The organism is Candidatus Pseudomonas auctus, assembly GCF_048654275.1.
GTDB classification, from domain to species: domain Bacteria; phylum Pseudomonadota; class Gammaproteobacteria; order Pseudomonadales; family Pseudomonadaceae; genus Aquipseudomonas; species Aquipseudomonas pharyngis.
The window spans coordinates 8,863-26,382 of the sequence record NZ_JBJYZK010000007.1 but is presented as its reverse complement, the minus strand read 5'-3'; the positions used below and the strand labels follow the sequence as shown (position 1 = coordinate 26,382).

4 protein-coding genes are annotated in these 17,520 nt (G+C 63.6%); all 4 read right to left on the bottom strand.

The genetic code is table 11. The features are described 5' to 3' along the window. Nucleotides 1-145: 145 nt before the first annotated feature. Nucleotides 146-3,700, bottom strand: coding sequence for a toxin VasX (locus ACKUG4_RS14640; protein WP_445434268.1), 3,555 nt, complete (start codon nucleotides 3,698-3,700; stop codon nucleotides 146-148). Beyond that, entirely contained in the window at nucleotides 3,697-4,563 is an 867-nt protein-coding gene (locus ACKUG4_RS14635) for a DUF4123 domain-containing protein (protein WP_445434267.1), read from the bottom strand. The genes ACKUG4_RS14640 and ACKUG4_RS14635 overlap by 4 nt, the downstream gene beginning before the upstream one ends. Further along, a complete protein-coding gene (locus tag ACKUG4_RS14630; RefSeq protein ID WP_445434266.1) occupies nucleotides 4,560-6,563 on the bottom strand; it encodes a type VI secretion system Vgr family protein in 2,004 nt (667 codons plus the stop codon). The genes ACKUG4_RS14635 and ACKUG4_RS14630 overlap by 4 nt, the downstream gene beginning before the upstream one ends. 231 nt (nucleotides 6,564-6,794) lie before the next feature. Then, complete coding sequence (locus tag ACKUG4_RS14625; protein ID WP_445434265.1) at nucleotides 6,795-17,318, bottom strand: autotransporter-associated beta strand repeat-containing protein; 10,524 nt, start codon at nucleotides 17,316-17,318, stop codon at nucleotides 6,795-6,797. Nucleotides 17,319-17,520: the final 202 nt, after the last annotated feature.

Below are 17,520 nucleotides of genomic sequence, written 5' to 3'. Positions count from 1 at the left end.
CTCCCCGACATGAGGTCCATAAGCCGGTATAGAGGTCGGCAATGGCAACGGTGCGAGATAAGTGACCTTACCGCTCGGAAATGGCTCGACATCTCCTGCTTTTCGAGGTGTCTCAATTTGCGAGATAACTACAGGTTCAATGTGATTATTCAGCATGGTCGGCCTGCTCCAGAAACTGTGTTTCAACCAGCAGAAGCGGTGGTTTCTCTTTGATCAGTTGTGGAGCAACCACTGCAAAGTGCCCTTCCCCCCTTGGGTCGATATGAATGACACGGGTGCGCGATGTCCATTCACCTTTGTCATTCAGGTTTTGAATACAGACGGCCAGCTCCAGCGTTTCTTTCGCCGGGGTGAATTCGGAATCGGGATCTACCGGATACTGCAGGCAGAGTACTAAGCCTTCCGCTGAAGACTTGACGATACGCAGGCTGCGGAGGACTTCTTCGCTGACCACATCCTTGCGCTCTCGCGGGGCTCCGCGACTGTGAAGCGGCATCGAGATACGATGGGCGCCTATGCCCAGCAGGTGAGTTGACTTGCCGCCAAGAGGTGGCAATAGATCACTCAATGTCAGCCTGGGCAGCACGAGATGGATATCGCTGGGTCTGGTTTTGAACAGCAGGTTCTTCAGCCAGGAGTCATACGGATTGGGTCCCAGCTGGGCGTAAGGCGCGTGAATCAGAAAAGCCAGATAACTCTGATAGTCCTCCAGCGGGTGGTCCCCGCGCATTTCGGCATCCCGGCTCCAGGGAGTGATTTTCAGCCACTTGTCATGAGCGTTGAGGTTGTAGCGATTGAACAGCCAGGTGCCGCTCAGCTCCAGGATGGTGAACAGGGCCCCGGCCAGATTGAAGCGGAAAAACACAGTAGAGAGACGCGTGCCCGCAGCGGCCCAAGCGGCTGTTCGTGCGGCCTGATTTGGTGACGAGAATACGGTGTAACCCGCATGCAAGGTGTTGGATAAACCATAAGCATTGGCAGCAGTCATTCCTCCAGCACCAATAGTGGCTAACTCAGCGGCTCCCTGCGCCAAATGGTTGCCGCTGCGAACCGCCTGCTGCCAATTCTCTATCTGTTTCTTAAGACTTATTGCGGAGGGCGCCAGCCCCAGACCATAGCTGAACAAGCCCAGCCCAATATGCAACTTCCCCATCTGTGCATGCACATTCAGCAAGGCATGCCGCTGTAACCCCGCAACCAATTCAGCACTCCGTGCCCTCATCGCCGTATCCGCTAGACTTTGCGCAGCTGTAAATCCAGCAGCTCCTGTTGTGAGTAGTGCAGTAATAAAATCCGCCCGGTTCTTCCTGTTTTTTGTCTGCCCCATCAATTCCCGATAAGCCCCCACCAAATTCACCACCTGCACCAAAACCACCACCAACCCCATCCCTTCCGTCTTCACCAAACTCCCCGCCGACACCGCGCCCAATCCCGCCCGAATATTCCCCAACAACCCGCGCAGTTCCTGCTGCTGCGCCGGCGGAAATACCACCGTCACCCCTGCCCTCGCAGGCGTCGCGCCGTACAACCGGGCCGAGCGATCCGGCAGTTCTTCAATCGGGCTTAACGCTGCCGCCAATCGCCCTTCGATCTGCGTCAATTGCGCCCGCACCCGCACGATCTCTTCCTGCAGCTCCACCGCTCTCGCCGTCTTGTGCCCCTGACGATTCTTGTTGTGGGTGATCTGGTTGCGCTCACGGTTGAGGGTCTTGAGATATTCGCGTTCGCGCAGAACTTCCTTGATCACCGTTTGCAGCGCGGACTGCTCAGCCGGGCTGGCGACGGTGAAGGTCACGCCGCTGGTTTTTGCCGCGTCGAACAGGCGCAGGCGCAGTGCTTTGGGCAGGCGCTGGAACAGTTCATCGAGGTCGGGGATTTTTTCGGCCGAGAGGTCGAAGCCTTCCAGCACGCGGTTCAGGCCCAGGTTCAGTGCCGGGCTGTAAGTGTCCTGCACCGCCGCCGCGACGACGCGGGTGTGTTCGGGCATTTCATCGAGGGCCGGCAGTTGCGGTTGTTCGATCCTTTTCAGCTTGGCCAGCCAGTCCGGCAGGTTGTTGAACGTGGCCATGAGGGCGTTGAACAGCGTTGAGTATTGCCCGCTCTGCTCCGATTGCAGGCGCAGCGGCAAGGTGTAGAAGACCGTTCGGGTCAGTTCCGGGTGTTCCTCCAGATAACCGAGCATTTTTTCGCTGGCTTCGTCGCTGCGGCACAGGTCCTTGAGGCAGGCGTATTCGGCGCTGAGGGCTTGATGGAGTTGCGCCGCCACTTGCGCGTCGTAGTACCAGGCTGAACGATGGAAGCGTCCGCCGACCAGCAGTTGCGTGCGGTCGGCGGTGATGCGTTCGAGCAGGCGGTTCCAGCGACCGAGGTCGTCACGCAGGAGGTTCAGTCGCTCGTCCATCGCCGGGCGGTCGATCAGGTCGTTGATCCCGCGTTTACCGCTGAGTAGCGGGCCGTCGAGCACGTCTCTGATGCGCCGATCCTGATCCTTGCCGAGGCGGATCAGCGTCTCCAGATGCTGTTCGACAAAGTCCTGGGGAGCGACGGCTTCGAAGTACTGGCGCGTGTAAAAACGCCGATCCACCTCAGCCGTAGGGGCCAGACGATTCTGTCCCATGCCGTCATCAAAACCCTGAGCGCGCAGTTTTTGCAGTTCGGGCGGCGCCGGCGCATCGGCCTGGACATCCCCGCCCTTGTTCAAATAATCGAGCAACGCCTTGCGCGTATTCTCGCGATCCGGCTCGGGCAACTGTTCCAGATCGGCAAACAGGGCTTTGGCCTGCGGCTGTTCGCTGGTCTTGGCCAATCCGTCGACATCGGTCTCGCTCAGTTGGCTCAGCGACTCGATGTAGCTGGCGAGCAGATAATCGCGCGCGTTGTTGCCGGTGTTGCTCCACTCATCGACCCAGCCGACCACGGTGTCCTGATACTCGGCCAGATCGCGCATCACACCCAGATCGTCGTTGACCAGCAGAAACAGCGTGTCGTCCTGATAGGGCCCGCGCACCCGGCCGAGGAATTCGCCGATGTGCGCTGGGCGAAAACGCCGTGGTTGCTCCCACAGATAAGGTTCGCGTTCGTGCTCGGGAGCGTCGCTGACCTGCACGGTTGGCATCCGCGTCGCGTCAACCTCCGCGACAGGTTCCGCGCCGGCGGCCACCTCCGCCAACCACTGTCTGGTCTGCTCCACGGTGAGTAAATGCTCGCCACCGGTCAGACAATTCACCGCTGCAAGATCGACCGCCTGCATGAAGTGCTCGCGCTCCTCGCGGCTGTCCAGCACCTGATGGCACTTGCCCGCCGTCCACTGCACCTCGGCAAAGGTCACGTACAACGTACTTTGCCGGGGAAAGATCAGCGCCGGATGCGCTTCAATCGCTGCGCGCTGATCCTCGCTGACCTGTTTGCCCTGGTGCAGCAGGGCCGTGACGATACCGTCGAGCATTCGGTATTCGTACAACTCGCCGCTGAGGCTGTCGATGATGTACAGCCAGCCATCGCGCAGCCGGCGAATGCCCAGCGGGCGGGCGGTCAAGGTGTACGGCAATTTCAATTCGGTGCCCGGATCGAACGCTCTTTCCACCAGGCCGTAGCTCAACGGCAGCAGTTGCACATGGGTTTGTTGCAGCGGGCAAGCCGCGGGCGCAACGATGGGGGCTTTCGAGGCGGCGGCAGCGTCGAGGATGGCGGGATGGGTCATGGGCGTTCCCTTTGACTGGCCCAACGCTGCGCCACATCAACGGCCAGCGTGAGGCGCTCGCCCGGTGATTGCAGAGAAGGCGTGTGGAACAAGTGGTGGATTTGCGGGTGTTGGGCGATATCGCGGCTGTCGAGCAACGCCAGCAGGTTGGCGAAGTTGAACAACTCGGATCGGCTGCTCAGGCCAAGCGCGCTGGCCTGGGCTTCCATTTGCTGCAGCGTTGGCCAGCGCTGGGTCAGGGTTTCTCCGACATGAAATCGGGAAAAGTGCTTCAACAGATGCGCATCCAGATCCAGCAACGCTCGGCGCCGATCCACCTGATCCAGCGCCGCGTTCTGTTCCGGGTTCAGACAATAAGGGACAGGCAGCTCCGGACACTCGGCCTGCCGAGGCCGATGGACGTGCCAGGCATCGTTGACGCAGTCCGCCGTCACCACACAGGTCAAAGGCCCGAACAAACGCTGATCGCCACTGGCATACAGCGCATGCACCACCCCGGCATCGGCCAACCGCAACAACGCCGATTGCCCGGCCGGCAATTCGACGCTCAGCAGTTTGCGCAGGTGTTCACCAACGCTGTGCATCGGCGCGCAGCTGAACAACAGCACGCCCCACTCTTGCGCTGCGTGTTGCAGGAAGAACCGTACCAATGGCTCGTCAGCCCGCTCGATGGCCACGAGCAGAGGCGATAGATCGCGCAGTGCCGCGAAGGGTGGCTGGTCATACAGAGCAAATGTGCTGACCGAAGGGCTAATCTGCTTCAACCGCGTTGGCAGATCACTGATCGTCGCCCCATCCAGCAGCAAAAAGGCCTGGTGTCGGGTCCATGGCAAATCGTCGGGCAGACCGGTCGAAAGGCTCACGCGCGGGCAGCCTCGCAGATCAGACAACGCGAAGTGCGCGTAGACACCAGGGCGTGGCGTTGCTGAACCGGATCAAATGCCACTTTCAACAACGGCAACGCCCCCGGCACCAACGGTTGCGCCGCCATTCCCGGCGCAGGCGCGCCGCCCTGAAGAATCGGCACGCTGCTGCAAATGCCTTCGGGCCCCAGCGTCAACCAATGCCCGCCGGCCTGGATCGTCACATGGGTGCCGCCGTCGATGACCACTTGCTGACCGGCCCCGAGGTGGATTTGCTGACCGGCGCTGAGCCGTTGGCTGGCGACCCGAATGTGGCGGTCGCCATGCACCCACAGGTGATCTTCCTGTTTGAGTTCGGTCAGGCGATTGCCGTGGGTCAGATGGTGTTCGTCGCTGTGCAGCTCATGACTGGCAATGCCGCCAACGACCACAGTGCGTTGATTGTCGACCTGGACGCGCTGGTCATTGAGCACAAGCTGGACAAGGTCACGTTGCGCGCGGATGGCGATCTCTTCGGCGCCTTTTTTGTCCTCGATGCGCAACTCGTTGTAACCGCCACCACCGGGGCTGCTCTGGCTGCGCCAGATACTGCGGGTCTGCTCTGCTGGCAGATCCAGCGGCACTGGCGTCACGGCGTTGGGCAGGCAACCCAGCACGAACGGCTTGTCCGGATCCCCCTCGGTGAACCCGACCAGCACTTCCATGCCGACGCGCGGAATCTGCACGCTGCCGTATTGGTCATGAGCCCAGCCTGTGGCTACGCGCAACCAGCAACTGGATTGTTCATTGAGCTGGCCTTCGCGGTCCCACAGCAGTTGGACTTTCACCCGGCCGTAGGCATCGCAGTAAATCTCTTCGCCGGGCGGCCCGGTCACCACGGCATGTTGGTTGCCGTTGATTCGGGGTTTACGGTGTTCGAGGGCGGGGCGAAAAATGACGTCCCAGGGCGTCGCGACGAAGTGGTTGCGATAGCCCTGAGTGAAGCCGTCTGCGGTAGCAAGATCGGTCGCCGACTCTTCCAGCACTTGCGGCTGTCGGCCAACGTGATCGACACGGGTCAGCAGCCATAAACCGTTGTGATCGGCGCGCGGATGTTCCCTGATGTCGACGAAGCTGCCACTGCGCATCAGGCTCTGATCGCTGCGCCCCTGTGCTTGACGGTAATCGGCGCGATGCCGCTCAAGGGCGCGTTGACTGAGATGTCTACCCTGATCGCGATGAGTGAACTGACCGGGAAAGCGGTAATCCTCAAGCACTGGAAGCCGTGTTTCTTTGGCTTCGGCGTCCAGTTGCACGGTTGGCTTTTCGAAGTGGTAATCACGGCGACTGACGTGCGTGGTGCGGGTTTCCAGGCGGACGTTGAAGCGGTCTATGACCGCAGTTTCGGCAACCATGCCGCTGCCTTGTGCATAAGCCGTCGGTGCAGCCGGCGTGGGGAAAGCGCTCTGATCATCACCGAATACCAACAGGTGCCCGTCGCGACTGTGCTGAAAATGAAAGTGCAGTCCCTCCTCCTCACACAAGCGCTGGATGAAGAACAAGTCCGTCTCTTCAAATTGCACGCAATACAGACGAGGCTGGTAATCGGCGCTGAGCTGGAAACGCCAGGCATCCGGCTGCATGCCGTGGTCGCTCAACACGCGGGCGATGATTTGCGGCACGCTCTGATGCTGGAAAATTCGTTGGTTATGACGATGGGCGAGGTAGGCCAGATGGGGCACCAGAACAATCTGGTAGCGGGTCAAGCGTGTGCCCGAATCACCTTGGGCGACTCGATGGATCTGGCCGTGAATGCCAGAGCCTTCCGGGCAAAATGACAAAAAGGCAGGCCGGTGCAGCAGGGCTTCGAGATCAAGGTCGCGGCGTTCACTGACCAGCTCGAGTACAACCTCGTAGATTTGGTTGAGCGCTTCCCGGGCCCGGAATTCGAACACCTGAAGGTCGTGGGGAAAACCCTCTATCTCGAGTCTGAATACAACGGGTTTGCTGGCGCCAAACATCCACTTTTTCCTGTGCCTTTTTCAGGCTCGGGACTTTGCGTGGGTCTACGGTTCGACGCAGTCAGGACAATCGTTTAATCATGTAGGACATGTCCGTGATGCCAGAAACAAGCCTGCCGCTTTAGCAAACTCCTACAGCAAGATCCGAGTTGCGGTGAAAGCACGTCCGCAGCCTGTGATCGGGCAAAAAAAAACCGCCCTTGCGGGCGGCTGAAGTGCTTCGCTCCTGAATCAGAACCCGAGGCTGAAGCTGATGGTCATCGCATGGTCGTTGCTCTCGTTCGACAGCTGCCCCGAGTAACCGATACCGAGTTTGCCGGTCGGGCTGATCTGGAAGTCCACGCCCGCTTCGACAACCGCGCTGTCCTTGGCAATCGGCACGCCCTGCGTGTTGAACGAGGCGCCGCCGTCGATGAAGGTCAGGTCGGCGTCAGGCTTGGTATCACCGAAGGCATGCCGCCAGCCGAGGGCCGCGCGCGGGGTGAACTGCCCGCCGTTGGCCAGGGTGATGACCTTGCCGGCGCGCACGCCCAGGGTCGAGAAGGTGATGTCCTGATCGGACTCGGCGCGCAGACGCCCCACCCCGCCTTTTTCCTTGGCCTTGTCGCTGTCGTAGTTGACGTACGCCAGACCCGCGAACGGTTCCAGGGCAATCCCGGCCGCTTCGATGGCATAGCCGACTTCACCGAACACCTGGGCGCTGCGGGCGTCGTAATTGGCCTTCAACCGATCGTTGTAGGCGCCGACGCTGACGTCGCGTTTGGTCTCGATGTCGTGCCAGCTGTACGCCGCACCAAGGCGCACCGCCAGGGCATCGAATTGCGAGTTGAGGTACGCCGCCAGGTGGTAGCTCTCGACCGTGGCATCCGAGCGACGATCATGGGCATCCAGATCGCTGCGGGTGTAGCCGGCGGCCATGCCGACGCGCCATTGGTCGTCGAGCTGCTTGTCGGTGCCGAGCATGAAGCCGCTCAGGTTGCGATCCAGCTTCGCACTGTTGCTGTTGCCGTCCGACTCGCCCCAGGCGCCGAGTGCGCGGGCCCAACCGACCATCTCGCCGTGGCAGCCGTTGCTGCTCAGCTGATTGTCGCTCGGGGCCAGCGCGCGGCGTGGGTCGTCCGGCGCGCTGCACGACGGCTGGCGCATACGGTCGTTGACCGCGTCCCGCACGTAGCGCGAATCCTCGAGGATTGCGCTGGCGGTGCTGGCATGGATTTCCCCCGACAGACTGTCGAAGGCGTTACGTGCCCCGGCTACGCTGAGGTTGACGATTTCGTCCTGCAACGCACTGCCCGCCGCACCGTTACGCATCAACGCCGAGGCGGTGTTGCGCTGGTTGCGGGTGGCGGCGACGTCGACGAACGAGTTGCCGTTGCGGCTGACCACCAGGTTCACTGCGTTCGGGTCATACACCAGCGCCGTGTCAAGGAATGCATATTGCGGCAGGTCGGCGGCGCTGAAGGTGCCGGTCACTCCGCCACCGGCGGTGATCAGCGAGTACACGGTGTTGCCGGTGAACGGTGCCAGGCTGTTGACCTGCAGACCGCCGCCCAGGGTGGCGGTACCACCGACCGCCAGTGGGGTGGCGGTCGGCGAACTGACGGTCAGGGCCAGCACACCGTCGGCGGCGTTGGTCAGGTTGCCGGCGACACTCAAGGTGCCAGCCTCGGCACCGGATTGCACCACGCCATGGTTGACCAACGAACCGACGCTGCCGTTACCGCTCAACCCGGCGCCGTTGGCCACGGTGACCTGCCCGCCGAGCGAAGCCCGAGCCGAACGGCTGCCGACCTGCAACACGCCTTGATCAACCGCCACCGTGCCACTGAACGGCTGATTACCGGTCAACAGCAGGGTTCCGGCCCCCCGCTTGGCCAATGCGCCGGTACCACTGAGCACACCGTTGAACTGACCATTGGCGTTCTGCTGGAACACCAGCAATGCGTTGTTGAGGATGTTGCCCTGCAGGCTGGTGGTATTACCGATCAGCGTACCGCCGCTGACCGTAGTCCCGCCGCTGTAGGTGTTGGCGCCGCTGAGGACCAGAGTGCCGGAGTCCAGCTTCTCGATGCCGCCACTGCCCACCAGCGGTACGGAGATTTCCGCACTGCCACCGGCATTCACCCGTACCGGCGCGAGGCTGCCGCCCGGGCCGTTGACCGGGGTCAGCGTACCGCCAGCGCCTGGAACCAGGCTGTAACCGCTGGAGAGGAACTGCAACCCGGTGAAGTTCTGATTGCCTTGCACCGTGACTGTGCCGCTCTGCCCGCCGAACACCGCGAACTGACCGTTCGACGCCAGCGCCTGAGTACCGCTCGGATCGGTCCAGTTGGTGCCCGGCCCCCACACGCCGCTGCCGCCACCGATGCTGCCGTCCGGATTGGTGGTGCCACCGTTCCAGAACTGCACTTCGCCCGGGGTGTTTTGCACCAGCAGGTTGACCTGATTGGCCAGCGCGGTCTGCAGGGTCAGATTGGCCGCCGACACCGGCAGGCTGCCGTAGACCAGACCGTTGTTGGTCAGGCTGCCGCCGTAGCTGAACAGTTGATAGACCCCGGTGCCGAAGCCGCCGGCGTTGCTGATGTTCAGCGTGCCGTCGAGGGTCAGGTTGCCGGCGACGTTGACCACCGTTGTAGAACTGGCGGCCGAGCCGAGGCTGAAGTCCAGGTTGGTGCCTGAAGACAATGCCAGCGAACCCACCGACAACGGCGTTGCAGTGCCGCCGCCGGTCAGCGTCGCACCGTTGGCCAGTTGCACGGCGCCGCCGAACTGGCCACTGCCGCCGATTTTCGCCCCGCTGGCCACGTTGACGTTGGCACTGTTGAGCACACCGTTGACGTTCAGCGAACCGCCCTGCACCGCGGTGTTGCCGGTAAAGGTGTTGTTGCCGGTCAGCAGCAAGGCGCCGGTGCCGGTTTTGTTGAGTGTGCCGGCGCCGGTCAGGTTGCCGGTGTAGCTGCCGTCGCTGTTCTGCTCGAAGGTCAGCGTCGCGTTGTTGGCGATGGCGCCTTGCAGGCTGCTGGTGTCACCACGGGTGCTGCCGCCGTTCAGCGTCGTGCCGCCGCTGTAGGTGTTGGCGCCGCTGAGGACGAGGTCGCCACTGCCGTTTTTCACCAGGCTGCCGCTGCCGGTGATCGCCCCGATCAGCGTGGTGTTCTGGTTGCCGGCCAGGGTCAGTTGCGCCCCCAGGTTGATGGCGTTGGCCAGTTGCAGCGCGCTGGTGCTGTCGAGGGTGCCGTTGCCCAGCACGCTGAGGGCGCCGCTGCTGATCGCGCTGTTGTTGCCCAGGATCAGCGAACCGCCGGACAGTTGAGTGCCACCGCTGTAAGTGTTGCTGCCGTTGAGGGTCAGACTCGACGCGCCGGTCTTGATCAGACTGCCGCTGCCGCTGACCACTCCGCCGAGAGTCAACGCGTTGGAGCCGGCGACGGTGAGTCCGCCATTGAGCACCACGGCGTTGGCCAGGCTGACCGCCGTATTGCTGTCCAGCGCCGTGCCATTGGCGGCGGTCAACACGCCGGTGCCGAGGGCGGCGTTGTTGCCGACCACGATCTTGCCGCCATTGAGCGCGGTGCCGCCGGTGTAGCCGTTGGCCGCGTTGAGCACCAGCGTGCCGGTGTCGTATTTGCCCAGCGTGCCGGCGCCGTTGAGCGCCACGCCCACGGTCGCGGTGACGTTGGGATCGACCCGCACAGTCGCATTGCCCAGCGAACCGTTGACCAGATTCAGCGACCCGGCCGTGCCGTTCTGCAGGCTGTAGCCATCAGTGACGAACTGCATGCCAGTGAGGGTTTGCGCGCCGTTGACGGTGACGGTGCCCGCCGTGCCCTGGAACACCGCGAAGCTGTTGGTCCAGGCCTGATTGGTGGTGCCGTTGACGTCGGTCCAGTTGGTGCTGCCGGTGCCCCAGGTGCCGCTGCCGCCATCCACCGAACCATTGGCGACAAGCTGGTTGCCGTCCCAGAACTGCACGGTAACGCCCGGTGCGGTAACCAGCAGGTTGATCTGGTTGGCCAGTGCGGTTTGCAGGGTCAGGTCGCCCGGGGTGACGCTGCCCGGCACGGTGCCGATCAGCATGCCGTTGTCGGTCAGGCCACCGGTGTAGTTGATCAAGCGGTACACGCCGCTGCCGAAACCGCCGATGTCGCTGACGTTGAGAGTGCCGTCCAGGGTCAGGTTGCCGCCGACGTTGACCAGCGCGTTGCCGCCACCGGAGACCGGTGTGCCGAGGCCGACATCGAAGTTGGAATTGGCGTTGAACACCAGCGAACTCACCGAAAGCGTGCTGCCGGTGGCGCCGGCCAGATGACCGCCATCCGCCACGGTCACGGCTCCACCGAGCGAGCCGCCGCCGGTCAGGGTGCCGCCGCTGTTGACCAGCACACTGGCGCTGTCCAGCGAGCCGCTGACGTTCAAGGTGCCGGCGTTGACCGTGGTGTTGCCGGTCAGGCTGTTAAGGCCGGTCAGGGTCAGCGTGCCGGTGCCGAGTTTGCTCAGTTCGCCGGTGCCGGTGAGCACACCGCCGAAAATGCTGCTGGCGTTGTTGCCGCCGATGCTCAGCGTGTTACCGCCGCCGATCAGTGCGGTGCCGCTGCCGGTCAGGCTGGCGAGGCTGCCCGAACCGCCGAGGTTCAGCGTCGCGGCATTGCCGAGATTGACTCCGGCGTTGCTGCCCAGTGCCGAGTTGCCCAGGGTGGTCAGGCTGCCGGACTGCACGTCGAAGGTGCCGCTGAAGGTGTTGTTGCCGGACAGCGTCAGGTCGGCCAGACCGTTCTTGGTCAGGGTGCCCGCCCCGGCGATCACGCCGCCGAGCGTCAGGTTGTTGTTGCCGGCCACGCTCAGGTTGGCATTGACGTTGAGGTTGTTGGCCAGCACCAGCGGCGCCGTGGTGTCGAGGGTCGACGCGCCTGCAACGGTCACCGCGCCGGAACCCAGGCTCGCCGCGGTGCCGAGGGTCACGGTGCCGGCGTTCAGCGTGGTGCCGCCGCTGTAGGTGTTGATGCCGTTGAGGGTCAGGTTAGAGGCGCCGTTCTTGATCAAACCGCCAGTGCCGCTGACCACGCCGCTGAGGGCCACGTCGCTGTTGCCGGTGTTGGTCAGATTGGCGTTGAGCACCACGTTGTTGCCCAGCGACACCGAGGTGTTGCTGTCCAGCGCCGAAGCACCGGCCACCGTCAGGTTGCCCAGACCGAGGGCGCCGTTGCTGCCGGCGGTCAGGGTGCCGGCGTTGAGGGTGACGCCGCCGAGGAAGTTGTTGGCCCCGCTCAGGATCAGGTTGGCCGCGCCATTCTTGGTCAGGCTGCCGGCGCCGTTGATCGCACCGCTGAGTGTCAGATCGTTGCTGCCGACGATGCCGAGGTTACCCGCCAGGTTGATCGCGTTACCCGCCGTGACAGCACTGCTGGCATCCAGAGTAGTGCCGTTCGCCGCGTTCAGGGTGGCCGAACCCAGCGCGCTGTTCGACGCCAGAACCAGTCCGCCCGCGTTCAATGCCACCGGGCCGAGGAAGGCGTTGTTGCCACCAAGGGTCAGGTTGGCCGAGCCGTTCTTGATCAGCCCGCCGGTGCCGTTGATCACACCGTTAAGGGTCAGCGCGTTGCTGCCAACGATCGTGAGGTTACCGTTGAGCGTGGCCGCGTTGGTCAGGGTCACGGCGGTGTTGCTGTCCAGTTGCGTGCCGGCATTGGCGATCAACGCACCGCTGCCCAGCGCGGTGTTGCTGCCGACCACGATTTTGCCGCCATCGAGTTGCGTGCCGCCGGTGTAGCTGTTGGCGCCATTGAGCACCAGGGTGCCGCTGTCGAGTTTATTGAGAATGCCGCTGCCGTTGATGTTCACGCCGACCGTGGCGGTCACGCCCGGATCAACGCGCATCGCCGTGGTGCCGCCGGCACCGTTGACGGCGGTCAGCAGTCCCGAGGTGCCGTTGACCACGTTGTAGCCATCGGTGAGGAACTGCATGCCGGTGAACAGTTGCGTGCCGTTGACCGACACCGTGCCAGCCGTGCCCTGGAAGACCGCGAAGTCGCCGGCCCAGGTCTGATTGACCAGACCATTGGCGTCGGTCCAGTTGGTGCCGGCGCCGTTCCAGGTACCGCTGCCGCCATCGACAGTGCCGTTGGCGATGGTCTGGCTGCCGTCCCAGTAACGAATGTCCGAATTCGGCGCCGAGACCTGAATGTTGATCTGATTGGCGACCCCGATCTGCACCACCAGATCGCCCAGCCCATAACCGACCGGCACGCTGGCAACGTCCAGGCCCAGATTGGTCAGGGCACCGGTGTAGTTGAACAGACGATACACACCGACGCCGAAACCACCGGCATCGGTGACGTTGAGATTACCGTCGAGGGTGAGGTTGCCGCCGACGTTCATCAGCGACGTGGTCGAAGGTGCCCCCAGCGCCGCATCGACATTGCTGCCGGCCGCGAGCGTCAACGATCCGGCCGAAAGTGTATTACCCGACGACAGGGCCAGGTGACCGCCGCTGTTGATGGTCATCGCGCCGAGTGCCGAACCGTTACCGGTGAGGGTGCCGCCGGTATTGACGTTGACCTGGGCACTGGCCAGCGAACCGCTGAGGTTCAGGGTGCCGCCGTTGACGGCGGTGTTGCCGACGATGCCGTTGATCCCGGTCAGGTTCAGGGTGCCGGTGCCAACCTTGGTCAGACCGCCGTTGCCGCTGAGGTCACCGTCGAAGGTGCTGGTGCTGCTCACCCCGCCCACGGTGAGGGTATTGCCGCCACCGATCTGCACGCTGCCGCTGCCGCTCAGGCCGTCGAGGCTGGCGCTGCTACCGAGGTTGAGGCTGGCGCCGGCGCTGATGTTGGCGCCGGAGGTGTTGCCCAGCGCCCCGCTGCTCAGGGTGGTGACGCTGCCGGCGGCAATGTTCAGCGCGCCGGTGAAGGTGTTGGTGCCGCTGAGGGCCAGGTCGTCCAGACCGGTTTTGGTCAGGCTGCCGGCGCCGTCGATCACGCCGCTGAGGGTCAGGCCGTTGTTGCCGGCCACCGTCAACCCGGCATCGAGGGTGATGTTGTTGCCGAGGGTGAAGGCGCTGCTGTTGTCCAGCGTCGCGGCGCCACCGACAGTGAGCGTGCCGCTGCCCAGTGCGCCGGGCGCGCCGACGGTCAGGGTGCCGGCGTTGAGCGTGGTGCCGCCGCTGAAGGTGTTGGTGCCGTTGACGGTCAGGTTGGCCGCCCCGTCTTTCACCAGTTGGCCGGTGCCGCTGAGCACGCCGCCGAGGGTCAGGTTCTGCGTGCCGCCGACGCTCAGCGCCGCATTCAGCACGACCGCGTTGGCCAGGCTGACCAGCGGCGAACTGCTGTCGAGGGTTGCTGCCCCGCCAACGGTCAAGGCGCCGGTGCCGAGCGCCGAGCTGTTGCCGACGGTCAGAGTGCCGGCGTTAAGAGTGGTGCCGCCGACGTAGGTATTGGAGCCATTGAGGCTCAAGTTGGCGGCACCGTTTTTCACCAGACTACCGGCGCCGGCGACGGTTCCGGTGAGACTCAGATCCGCACTGCCGCCCACATTGAGCGCCCCGGCGAGGTTGACCTGGTTGCCCAGAGTGACGGCAGTATTGGTATCCAGCGTGGTGCCGGCCGCTGCGTTCAGTGCACCGCTGCCCAGCGCGGTGTTGCTGCCGACGATCAGTTTGCCGACGTTCAGCGCGGTGTTGCCGAAGTAGGTGTTGGCGCCGTTGAGGATCAGATCGGCCGGGCCGCTCTTGATCAGGCCGCCGACACCTGAGACCACACCCGCGAGGGTCAGCGCATTGCTGCCGCCAATGGTCACGTTGCCGCCAAGGTTGACGTTGTTGGCCAGGCTCGCCGCCGTGCTGGCATCCAGTGTGGTGCCGTTGGCGGCGTTGAGTACGCCAGTGCCGAGGGCGGTGTTGGAGCCGACGACCAACGTCCCGGCGTTCAGCGAAGTAGCGCCGGTGTAGGTGTTGTTGCCGGTCAGGGTCAGGGTCGAAGCACCGGTCTTGATCAGGTTGCTGCCGCCGCTGATCACACCGCCCAGATTCAGCGGGTTGGCGCCGCCGGTGGTGAGGTTGGCGTTCAGCGCGATGGCGTTGTTCAGCGTCACGTTGGCGCTGCTGTTGAGCGTGCCGCCCGCCCCGCCCACGGTCAGCGTGCCGGTGCCGAGCGCCGCGCCATTGCCGACGGTCAGGCTGCCGGCGTTGAGTGCGGTGCCGCCGGTGAAGGTATTGGCGCCGTTGAGGGTCAGGTTGGCCGTGCCGTTCTTGATCAATTGACTGGCGCCGCTGACCACCCCGCCAAGGGTCAGTGCATTGCTGCCGCCGATCCCCAGATTGTTGTTGAGAATGACGTTGTTGTTCAGCGTCACCGCGGTATTGCTGTCGAGGGTCGCCGCGCCGCCGACAGTGATATTGCCACTGCCCAGCGCAGCGTTGGCACCCGCTGTGATGGTGCCGGCGTTCAACGCAACAGCACCGAGGAACGTATTGGTGCCGTTGAGAATCAGGTTCGCCGCGCCGTTCTTGGTCAGCCCGCCGCTGCCGCTGACCACGCCGCCGAGGGTCAGGTTGGCGCTGCCACCAATGTTCAGATTACCGCCGAGGGCGACGGCGTTGCTCAGTGCCACAGCGGTGCTGGCATCGAGGGTGGTGCCCGCCGCCGTGGTCAGCGCGCCGGTGCCCAGCGCGGTGTTGGAGCCGACGATCAGCGTCCCGGCATTCAGTGCCGTGCCGCCGGAGAAGGTGTTGTTGCCGCTGAGGGTCAGGTTAGCGGTGCCGTTCTTGATCAGGTTGCCAGCGCCGCTGATGACCCCGCTCAAGCCCAGCGCCTGAGTACCGCCGATGGTCAGATCCGCCGCCAGCGCCACCGCGTTAGCCAGGGTCACGGCGGTGGTCGCATCCAGCGTAGTGCCGGCCGCCGCGTTCAACGCACCCGTGCCGAGGGCGGTGTTGCTGCCGACGAGCAAGCTGCCGCCATTGAGCGCGGTGGTGCCGCTGTTGGTGTTGTTGCCGGTCAGGGTCAGGCTGGCGCTGCCGCTTTTGGTGATCGCGCCGGTGCCGGAGACGATGCCGGCCAGGGTCAGGGCATTGCTGCCAAGCACGTTTAACGCACCGGTGATGCCGACGTTATTGGCCAGGGTCACGTTGCCGGTGCTGTCGAGGCTGGTGCCGTTGCTGGTGTTGAGTACACCGGTGCCCAGCGCGTTGTTGTTGCCGACGCGCAAGGTGCCGGCGCTGAGGCTGGTGGTCCCGGTGTAGGTGTTGATGCCGTTGAGGGTCAGGCTGCCGCTGCCGGTCTTGGTCAGGTTGCTGGTACCGCTGATCACCCCGCCCAGGGTCAGCGCTCCGGTGCCGGTTGCGGTCAGGGTGCTGTTGAGCGTGATCGCGTTGGCCAGCGAAATCGGCGTCGTTGCCGAGATGCTCGAAGCGCCGCCAACGGAGATGCCGCCGGTGCTGAATGCCTGGTTGTTGCCCACCAGCACCGTCCCGCCGTTGAGCACGGTGTTGCCGGTGTAGGTATTGATGCCGTTGAGGTTGAGCTGACCGCTGCCGATCTTGGTCAGGCCGCCAGTACCGGAAATCACGCCGTTGAGGGTCGTGCCGTTGATGCCCTGCAGGGTCAGGCCGCTCGCGCCCAGATTGATCTGGTTGGCCAGCGACAGTCCCGCGTTGCTGGCCTGGAGGATCCCGCCGTTGGACGTCAGCACACCGCTGCCGAACGCGGCGTTGTCGTTGAACTGCGCGACACCGCCATTGAGTGTGGTCGCCCCGCTGACCAACGGCCCCTGCAAGGTCCAGGTGCCGCTGTTGAGGGTCAGGTTGTTGAAGTTGACGTAGGTCGCGCTGGACGCGGTGCCGGTCCCGGTGACGCCACCACCGACGCCGCTCGGGTTTTGCAGGATCAGCGTGTTGGTGCCCCCCGCGCCGCCATCGATGGTGCCGGTCGGGGCGAAGGTCAGGTTGATGCCGACCAGGCCACCGAGGCCGACGGACACTTGCACACCGTCACCGACGTTAACGCTGGAACCGGTGATCGCGTAGAAGGTGTTGGTGCTGCCCGCACCCATCGACAAGCCGCCAGTGATGTTACCGGCGTTGGTGAAGGTGTTGCCTGCTGCCGACGTCTCGAACGCAATCCGGCCGTTGATCGTGCCGCTGGCACTGTTGGTCATGTTGACTTGCGAACCGCCATACACCCCGACCACCGGGGTATCGGCCAGGGTGATGCCGCCGACCGACAGCCCTGTGGACGTAATGGTGCCGTTGTTGGTAATGGTCGTGGTACCCGCCGCCGCGTTGTTCACGCCGATAGCCAGGCCGTCAATGCTGGTCAGGTTGAGGCCGAGCAACATCCCCGTGCCACGCATGATCCCGCTGGCATTGTTGACCACGCTGACCGTGCTGGTCGCGCCGGTGCCGATGAATGCACCGCCACTGAGGATCGACACCAGGCCCAGCAAGGCCGGGTCGACGGTGCCGGAGTTGTTCAGATTGATATTGGCCCCGGTCAGGTTGATGACCTTGCCGCCCAGCGTCGCATTCATCTGCGCGCCCGAGTTGACGTTGACCGTCAGGCCGCTGGTGGCACTGCTGTAGTCATTGAGAAACAGCGGCAGGCTCGGAACGCCCGTACAGGTAATCGTGGAGCCTGCCGCCGAACAGGTGGCTAACGCCTGCTCGCTGACGCCACCGAACAGCAGTCCGACGACGCTCAGATGCACAGCAAGGGACAGTGGGGAAAAACGCGAAACGAGGGCGACACCAAACCTTGCTTCCACGGGCTACTCCTTTCGTGGCCGATTTCGTCCTTGAAGGCGTGTAACAGCTGCAAGATCCAACACGCGTATCAAGCGTATGACGGTCATCAGATAAACCGTCCTATTCCAGACACACGCTAGTTGATGCCCCGCGAAGGGGCACCGGTTAAATAGTGTTAATACTTTTGTGCGATAAGGCCCTGCATCGATACTTCCGGCCGTT